Source organism: Actinocorallia lasiicapitis (assembly GCF_054778695.1).
On record NZ_BAAGZI010000264.1, the window covers coordinates 1 to 8549 of the forward strand.

Annotated in this window: 9 protein-coding genes and 1 pseudogene; 1 reads left to right on the top strand and 9 read right to left on the bottom strand. The window is 69.1% G+C overall.

Going from position 1 to position 8549, the window contains the following annotated elements; genetic code table 11:
- The 8 genes and pseudogenes from ACYVE7_RS23890 to ACYVE7_RS23925 all read right to left on the bottom strand — a co-directional run.
- Positions 1–424, bottom strand: a pseudogene (locus tag ACYVE7_RS23890) (alpha/beta hydrolase); the annotation flags it as partial.
- A gap of 112 nt (positions 425–536) precedes the next feature.
- Positions 537–1133, bottom strand: a complete 597-nt coding sequence (locus ACYVE7_RS23895) for an LURP-one-related/scramblase family protein (protein WP_460367372.1) — start codon at positions 1131–1133, stop codon at positions 537–539.
- A gap of 15 nt (positions 1134–1148) precedes the next feature.
- Positions 1149–1781, bottom strand: coding sequence for a TetR family transcriptional regulator (locus ACYVE7_RS23900; protein WP_460367373.1), 633 nt, complete (start codon positions 1779–1781; stop codon positions 1149–1151).
- Between the two features lie 205 nt (positions 1782–1986).
- Positions 1987–3018 carry an alpha/beta hydrolase gene (locus ACYVE7_RS23905; protein WP_460367375.1) on the bottom strand — a complete coding sequence of 344 codons (1032 nt, stop codon included), beginning with the start codon at positions 3016–3018 and terminating at the stop codon, positions 1987–1989.
- A gap of 137 nt (positions 3019–3155) precedes the next feature.
- Complete coding sequence (locus ACYVE7_RS23910) at positions 3156–4262, bottom strand: hypothetical protein (RefSeq protein WP_460367378.1); 1107 nt, start codon at positions 4260–4262, stop codon at positions 3156–3158.
- Positions 4252–4827, bottom strand: coding sequence for an RNA polymerase sigma factor (locus tag ACYVE7_RS23915; RefSeq protein ID WP_460367380.1), 576 nt, complete (start codon positions 4825–4827; stop codon positions 4252–4254). The genes ACYVE7_RS23910 and ACYVE7_RS23915 overlap by 11 nt, the downstream gene beginning before the upstream one ends.
- A gap of 61 nt (positions 4828–4888) precedes the next feature.
- Complete coding sequence (locus ACYVE7_RS23920) at positions 4889–5887, bottom strand: CU044_5270 family protein (RefSeq protein WP_460367382.1); 999 nt, start codon at positions 5885–5887, stop codon at positions 4889–4891.
- Entirely contained in the window at positions 5884–6480 is a 597-nt protein-coding gene (locus tag ACYVE7_RS23925) for an RNA polymerase sigma factor (protein WP_460367384.1), read from the bottom strand. Before ACYVE7_RS23925 ends, ACYVE7_RS23920 begins: the two co-directional genes overlap by 4 nt.
- 101 nt (positions 6481–6581) lie before the next feature.
- Here ACYVE7_RS23925 and ACYVE7_RS23930 point away from each other — a divergent pair, with 101 nt between their 5' ends.
- Positions 6582–7484, top strand: a complete 903-nt coding sequence (locus ACYVE7_RS23930) for an NADP-dependent oxidoreductase (protein WP_460367386.1) — start codon at positions 6582–6584, stop codon at positions 7482–7484.
- A 149-nt stretch (positions 7485–7633) separates the two neighbouring features.
- Here the strand turns inward: ACYVE7_RS23930 and ACYVE7_RS23935 are convergent.
- Positions 7634–8549, bottom strand: a 916-nt coding sequence (locus tag ACYVE7_RS23935; RefSeq protein WP_460367388.1) for an LCP family protein, incomplete at its 5' end; no start/stop codon positions are given.

Genomic DNA, 8549 nt, shown 5'->3' on the forward strand with positions numbered 1-8549 from the left:
CCCGCGCCGCGATGGTGCGGGCCGGTTCGGAGATCGGCGAGACCAGCGCCGCCGCCGAGACGGGCACGGCCTGCTCGGCCAGGGCCAGCAGCGCGGCTGTCGCCCCCTCGCCGTGCCCGAACAGGCCGATCGCGCCGTTGCCGCAGTCGAGCAGCTCGCGGAGCTCGTTGACGGTCCCCGGCAGCTCGGCCACGGTCCGTTCGACGATCTCCGCGAGGAGCGTCAGATAGTCGTGCTCGGCGAGGTCGGGCAGCCGCAGCCCGAGATAGACCCGCCAGACCGGAACCCCGGTCATCGGGATGGCCGCGGCGAGGGCGGCCTCGCTGCGGGGCGCGTCGAACGCGTGCAGGCAGACGACGAGGCCGTCCCGCGCGGGTGCGTCGACCGCCGTTGGCGGTAGAGCGACAAAGGGGACGTCTCTCACCAAACCTCTGAGCGGCCGCGTCAGTTCGTCACCGGACATATGCATATGGTGACATCGACTGCCTACCGGCGGGCCTCAACGCCCGAAATCGGCCAGCGACCTGATCGAACGGTCAGCGGGACTGGAGCGCGTCCAGGCCCACGGCCATCGCGATGACGAGCCGGCGATCGATCCGCGGATCGTGGATGTCGACCACGTAGCGGTCGCGGAAGCCGAACTTCTTGACGACCGAAAAGACCGGATGCGTTCCCCCGGCCGTGAAGTCGAAGTGGTACGGCCACGCGAACGGCAGATCCGAAAGGTAGGGGATGAACCCCCAGATACGGCGCAGGACGGCGACCGTCTGGTTCCGCTCGGTGCCCGTCGTGACACCGAGACCCGGCTGCTCCAGGTGGTAGGTCGAGGACGTCAGGGAGCGCTTGAAGTCCTTGCGGAAGGTCCCGATCGGCGTCCCGTTGTGATCGGTGATGTCGTAGGTGGCGCCCAGATCGATCCGCTGGCGAGCCCGGAAACCGCCGAGGACGTACTGCTTCGACGCGTCGGTATAGAGGGTCACCTGCTCCTTGAACGCCAGCCGCTTCTGCTGGGCGAAGGCCACCATGTGCTCCTCCTGACCGTCCGCGGTCGAGGAGTGCACCTCGTACTTGTTGGCCATCAGGGTGACGCGCTGGCGCACCAGAAACCTGGTCTGCGCCTGAACCCAGTTCATATCCACCCGGAGAACCTATCGGTCAAGATATCTGGACAGATAGTCCTCAATCAGGGCCTTGGCCTCATCGATCACGGCGTCGTCGCCCTCGGGCGCGCGACGGAACGCCATCTTGATCAGGGCGTCGCCCGTCTCGACGGCTATCGCGAACGCCCGTTCCAGCTCCGGGCCGTCCTGCGTGCCGGTCGTCGCCGTGATCAGTTCGCGGAGCCGGCCCGCGACGACCGCGTTGTTGTCGGCCTGCTCGTCGAGCAGGTTGAGGTCGGCGACGTCACCGAAGCGCAGCACCCGGAAACCGGGGACGGTGCGGTGCATGTCGACGAAGATGTCGATGGCGTTGCCCACCACATGCGACCAGCGGTCGAACCGCGCGTCGGCCAGCAGCACGCCGATCCGCTCGCCGAACTCCTCCAGGTTGCGGAGCGCGAGCGCCTGCGCGACCGCCCGTTTGTCGGGAAAGAACTGGTAGACCGAGCCGATCGCCACATTGGCGCGCTGCGCGATCCGCGTCGTGGACAGGGCGTCGTACCCGCCCTCGTCGAGCAGTTCCGCGCACGCGTCGAGCATCCGCTGGACCCGCTCGGCCGAACGCCGCTGAGCGGGCCGGCGGCGCAGGGGGGTTCCGGTCTCCGAGGTACTGGTAGCCACCCGCCCATCATCCCCCGGACGTGGGCTTTTCTGGCGTTACATCTCATCCGGCGGTGTCACATTGTGGCTTCTATCACCAACACCTGGCCCGGGAAACTCCACACCACGGCCAACTGGCCTCCACGCGGGGCCCCGGCACGTCATCATCGAGGCATCGGCCCCACCCTGCACTCCCCTGCACGGGTGGGGCTTCACCGTCTCCGGCTCAGGCGCCGATCGCCGACGTGATCAGCGGCCAGGCCTTCTTGTACTCGCGGTCCCAGTACTTCCACTGGTGGAAACCGGCGCCGTAGAGGTTCGCGGTGACCGGGATCCCCATCAGCTTCAGCTTCGCGACGAAGTCCTCGTTGGTGACGCCGACGAGCCGCTCACCGATCGAGCCCAGCACGTACACCTGCGCGCCTTCGAACCCGCTCGTGCCGATCTGCTCGACCAGGCCCTTGTCGAGCGGACCCTGGTCGCCGTTGCCCGCCGAGATGTACAGGCCGGTGCCGCGCAGGCCGTCGGCCTTGACGTACGGGTCGTGGTCGATCCAGTTCATCCGGTCGGTGAGCGGGTTGCCCCACTTCGCCATCGGGTCGGGGACGGTCGGCTCACCCGCGCCGTAGTCCGTCAGCAGCATCATCGCCGGGATGCCCGGCTTGGTGATGTGCAGGATGCCCGAGTAGCTGGCGGCGTACTTGAACAGCCCGGGGTGGCGTGCCGCGTAGGTGATGGCTCCCTGGCCGCCGGAGGACAGACCCATCACCGCCCGGCTGGTGCTCGCGTGGAAGTTCCGCTCGATGAGCTGCAGGACGTCGGCGGTGTGGAAGGTCTCCCACTTGGGCGCGCCGCCCTTGCCGCCGTTGTACCAGTCGGTGAACCCCTGGCTCTTGCCGCCGTCGACCAGCGCGACGATCGCCTTGCTGTTCTTCGCGGTCGCCGGCAGGTCGGTGTAGGTCACCCAGTCGATGTAGGTGCCGGGCCCGCCCGAGTACACGTAGACGACCGGCCAGGTCTTCGTGGTGGTCTTGCTCCACCCGTCCGGCAGGTACAGCCGGATCTTCGGATCCGAGGTCTGGATCAGCGGGGTGTCGACGGTCAGGTCGACGGTACGGGCGTCGACCTGCTTCTCCTCGACGATCTTCGACCCGTGGTCGGCGGCGACGAACCCGTCCGCCACCGCCTGCGAGGGAACCGAGACCAGCCCGAGCCCGAACACCAGCCCAGCGACCACCCCGAAAACGCGACGCTTCACAACCGCACTCACCGTTCTCGCGCCCAACTAGATACGCCCCCACCAACAATGTGAGGCAGGTCGCAACATATCGGACACCTGGGACACCCGGGAAGATCCCTAACGTTGCAAAACCAGCATCTTCCCGCGCAAAAACCTCAACCCAAGGTCTGACCGTAACGATCCACGATCCCCACCTCGACGACCGCGGAGGACGCCTTCACCGGGTACTTCGCTGCGTTCTCGACCTCTTTGGGGCTCGGCGTCCAAGGGGTCTCATCCGGGGTCTCCCCGCCGTCGGGGTTGAACGCGGGCGCCTCGAGATCCATCCCGCCCGTCTCGCCGATGAACTGGAAGGTCACCGGGTCGAAGATGTAGCCATGGTGCTCACCGTGCCAGGTCTGGCTCAGCTCGATGCCGGGGCGGCCGATGAAGTCCTTGACGTTCTCCTTGAGCACGACGCCGGGCATCGCCTTGGTCGTTTCGAAGAAGGCCTTGGCGACGGCGGGCGGTGCGTATGCCTGCCGCAGGACGTCGCCGACCGTCGTGAACTCCTGGACCGCGGGCGGGTTGCCGCCGTTCGTGTGCTGCTTGATCCACGACCGCATTCCGGGCACCTCGGTGGGCAGGCCGCCGAGGTAGGTCGGAGGAACGGCGTCGTACTGGATCTCCAGTGGTTCGCCGTTGCCGCCCAGGGCCATTTTCTTGTTCTTCGCGGCGATCTTCAGGCAGTTCGGCGGGTCGTCCAGGCTCTTGACGATGCTGTCCTCCCTCGCCATCGCGCCCGGACAGCTCCAGAACTGCGCCCAGCCGGGACGGCCGGGGATCGCCTCGCCGACCTCCTCCTGGTTCTGCCGTTGGAACAGATGGGGACGCCGCTTGACGTCCTGGGAGTACCAGGACAGCGCGGTGACCGGCTTGCCGCCGCCCCAGTCGGCCTTGATGCTGACGTAGACGAGCTGGTCGGGTCGGGGCTGGGCGAGCGCGGCGGGCGGGGACGGCGCGGCGGTCGGCGCATCGAGTGAGCCGGGCGCTGGGACGCGGGCATCGTCGTCCCGCTGGGCGACGAGTGTCACCGGGACGATGATGAAGGCGGCGGTGCCTGCGGCGGCCAAGGCCAGCCGGGCCGTGCTGGAGAACCTCATGCGGTGCCTCTTCTCGGTGGAGGTGAAGCCCGCCAGGGCTTTCGCGCGCGCGTCCGACAGGTCGGGGCGGTGGTCGCGGTCGAGGTGCGAGCCGAGCGACTTGAGCAGGTCAAAGACCATCGATGACCTCCGTGGGGTCGAACGGGACCGTTCTGCGGATCTTCTGGCGGGCGCGGGACAGCCGGGAGCGCACGGTGCCGATCGGCACGCCGAGCGCGGCGGCGGTCTCCTCGTAACTCAGCTGCGCCCAGGCGATGAGCAGCAGCGTGTCCCGTTCCCCCTGGTTGAGCCGCGACAGGGCGCGGGCGAGCACCTTGCGCGCCGCGTGCGCCGAGACCTCTTCGGCGACACGGTCGGCGGGGCAGCGCTCGTCCTCGTACGGTGCCCTCGCGACGGCCCTGAGCCGGTTGCCTTCGGCCCGCCGATGCTTGGCGACGAGCTTCGTGGCGATCCCGAACAGCCAGGGCCGCGCGTCCTCGTATGCGGGGTCGTACCGGCCGCGTCCGGCGAACGCGGCCAGAAACGTGTCGGCCACCAGATCCTCGGCGCCTTCGGGCCCGATGCGCCGGTGAACATAACGGTGGATCATCGGCGCATAGCGATCGAAGAGCGCCGCGAACTCCTCGGGCCTGGCCCGGGAGCTCGCGATCACCTCCGCGTCACTGAGCCGGTGCGTCTCCAACACGAACGGCCTTCCTTAGGGGGAACGACACTGTTGTCTCCCCCCGACCCCCCAACCCGGTTCCCTACTTTTGGCCGGGGGTGTTGACGATTTTGAAGGCCAGGTAGGCGTTGGAGTAGAGGATGTCGCCGGATTCGGTGCCTTGGGGGTGGGGGGTGGAGGGGTCGGTGAAGTCGTAGATCTGGCGTTCGCCGAGGAGTTTGTAGGTGGCGGGGTCGAAGATGAGTTCTTGGCGGAGGCCGTTGAAGGTCTGGCCCACGGCGACGCCCTTGCGGCCGGCGAAGTCGAGGACGTTCTGGTGGAGTTCGACGCCCGGGATGTCGGCGGCGGCCTTGAACAGGGCGGCCAGGGACTTGGAGCCCAGGTAGTGCTCGCGGATGGTGTCGCCGACGGTGTGGAACGCCTGGACGTCCGGCGGGTTGCCGCCGTTGCTGTTCCGGTACAGCCAGCGCTTGGCAGCGGCCGCGTCCGTCGGGATGTCCGTGCGGTAGGTGGGGCCGTAGTCGGTGCAGCCGGACGGCGGGCGCGCCGGGTCGGCGTCGGGCTGCTTCTTCTGCTCCTTCAGCTCCTCCTCCTGGGACTGCTTCACATCGCACAGCCAGCTCTTCATCACCCTGCCCGACTCGTCCTGCTCCAGGTAGCCGGGCTTCGCGCCGCTCGCCGACAGCCAGACATGCCGGACCGTGTCGACGGCGCCCTGGCGGATCGGGGCCGGATCGGCGGCGAGCGTCGTCGACGCCTGGTGGCTCTTGGAGAAGAAGTAGAGGTACTGGCCCGGCTTGGGCTTCAGATCCGGCTCGGCGGCGGCCGCCTCGGACGCCTTGTTCAGGAGCTGCGCGGCGTTGACCAGGCGGAGCGGCTCGGTGCCCGACGGCGCGGGGGCCCCGGTGCCGCCACCGGACACGACGATCGCGACCGCCGCCATGCCCGCGACGGCGCTGCCGAGCCCGCCGCCCAGGACGAGCCTGCGCTTGGCCGAGCGACGCGGTGTGGAGAGTTCGTTCATCAGATGCTGCCTCCTGGTGTGGTGCCCAGGCAGGTCCCGCCGGTCCGGGATTTTCATGACAGTTCCTCCCTGAAAGCGTGTTCTCTCCTTATGTGTCCGGGTCGTGGGACGGGTTCCCGGAGTTTTTCGCGGGCGCGGTTGAGACGCGAGCGGACCGTGCCGACGGGCACGCCCAGCGCCGTCGCGGCCTGCTCGTAGGACAGGCCCTCCCAGGCGCAGAGCGCGAGGACGTCCTGGTAGCGGCGCGGCAGTTTCGCGATCCGGTCCAGGACGTCGCGCATCCTGCGCTGGTCGTCGATCCGGCCCGCGACGGTCTCGGTGTCGTCCTCGTCGCGGGTGTGCGGCAGCCGGTCGAGCGCGCTCCGGTAGCGGCGCAGCGAGCGGTGGTGGTTGCGGAGCACGTTGGTGGCCACCCCGTAGAGCCACGGCAGCAGCGAGTCGTGTTCGGGGGCGAAGTCGTTCCGCCGCCGCCACGCCTCCAGGAAGACGACCGAGGTCAGGTCCTCCGCGGCCGTCCAGTCGGCGGTCCGGCGGAAGCAGTAGTTGTAGACGGCGCGATGGTGCCGGTCGAACAGGCCCCCGAAGGCGTGCTCGTCCCCGCCCTGCGCGGCCCGCCACAGGGCCTCGTCGGTGGAGTCAGAGATGCTCACGCTCCGTCTGTGTCCGGCCGTCCGGGGAGGTTCCCGATGATTTCGGCGAGGATATCCGCGGGGATTGACTTCAACAAAGGTTCAAGTTGAACGATGGGTCCATGAGAGCAGCGGCCTTCACCTCCCCCAACGTCCTGGAACTTCTCGATCTCCCCGTCCCCGATCCCGCGCCCGGCGAAGTGCGGATCCGCGTCAGAGCGGCGGGGGTGCAACCGTTCGACCTGGCGGTCGGCCAGGGGTGGCTGCCGCCGGGCGTCCCCGACACCTGGCCGCGGATTCCGGGGAACGAGGTCGCCGGAATCGTGGACGCGCTGGGCGACGGCGTCACCGGGTTCGCGGTCGGCGCCGAGGTCCTGGCGTTCACCCGGCTCAACTCCTACGCCGAGTACACCGTGATCCCCGCCGACCAGATCGTCCCCAAACCTCCGAAGATGCCGTGGGACGTCGCCGGGGCGTTCCCCGCCGCGATCATGACTCCGCACATCGCGTTGGAGGAGCTGAACGTCGGGCCCGGCACCCGGCTGCTGATCCACGCGGCGGCCGGCGGGGTCGGGGCGACCGGCGTCCAGCTCGCGATCGCGAAGGGCGCCACCGTGATCGGCACGGCCAGCCCCGCCAACCACGGCTATCTGCGCTCGGTGGGCGCCCTCCCCGTCGCCTACGGTCCCGGGCTGGTCGAGCGGGTCCTCGCGATCTCCCCGACCGGGGTGGACGCCGTCATCGACGGCGCCGGCGGCCAGGCCCTCCTCGACTCGCTTCGGCTGGTCCCGACGCCCTCGCAGATCATCACGCTCGTCGAGCACGAGAAGGCGGAGTCGCTGGGGGTCCGGGTGACGCCTTTCAAACGGAGCGCCGCCCGGCTGGCCGAGGCCGTCGCCCTCTACGAGTCCGGGCATCTGGATCTTCCGATCCGCGGGACCTTCCCGCTCGCCGGGGCCGCCGCCGCCCAGGCCCTGGTCGCGACCGGCCACGGCCTGGGCAAAACGGTCATCCTCGTCTCCTGATCACGCACCTCGGTCCGTCCGGCGGAGGACAAGTACTCACTCACCAGCGGCTACCCCGGCACCGGGCCTTCCAGCGAGCCCGACCCGGCAACTCCCCCTACGAGCCCGACCCGGCAACTCCCCTTACGAGCCCGACCCGGTAGCTCCCCTTAGCGGAGGGTGGTGAAGAGGCGGTCGGCCTGGGGTTGCTTGAGGGCGAGGCGGGCGGGGTCCTGGGGGTAGGGCCGCCAGGGGACGGTCCGGAAGGCGGCGGTCCGGTCGCCCAAAGCGGACAGGATCGAGAGCATCTTGGCCGTGGTCAGGGCGTCGTCGGCCTTGACCGCGGTGCGGGCTGTCTCGACCAGGGCGGGGAGTTTCGCCGGGTTGACGAGGGTGGGCTTGAGCTTGGCGAAGAGGGAGCGCAGGAACGCCTGCTGACGTTGGATGCGTCCCAGATCGGAGCCGTCGCCCAGGCCGTGCCTGACCCGGACGTACGCCAGGGCCTCCTCGCCCTTCACGAGGTGCTTGCCCTTGGGCAGGACCAGCCCGGACTTCGGGTCGTCGACTTCGACGGGGAGCTGGATCTCGACTCCGCCGACCAGTTCGGTGAGGCGTTTCACCGCGGTGAAGTCGATGACGATCAGGTGGTCGATCCGGGCGCCGGTGAGTTTCTGCACCGTTTTGAGGGTGCAGGAGGCGCCGCCGACCGTGAACGCGTCATTGATCATGAAGAACCGCGCGGGGGACGTCGTGCCCTCGGGGGTCTCGCACGCCGGGATCTGCACCATGAGATCGCGGGGGAAGCTGACGATCGTCGCCTTCGCGCCGTTCTTCGGCAGATGCGCCAGCATGATCGTGTCGCTGCGGGCGGCGCGGTCGTCGTAGGAGACGTTCTCGCCTTTTCGGCTGTCGGAGCCGAGGAACAGCACGTTGACGCTGTCGGTGAGCTTCGCCGGAGCGTCCGCCGAATCGAGGGGCGGCAGTTCGCCGACCGGGGCGCGCTGGGTGAGCAGCGCGGTCGGCACGATGATCGCGGCTGCGGTGACGGCGGCGGCCGCGCCCATCAGCGCCCAGCCGCCGGGGCGG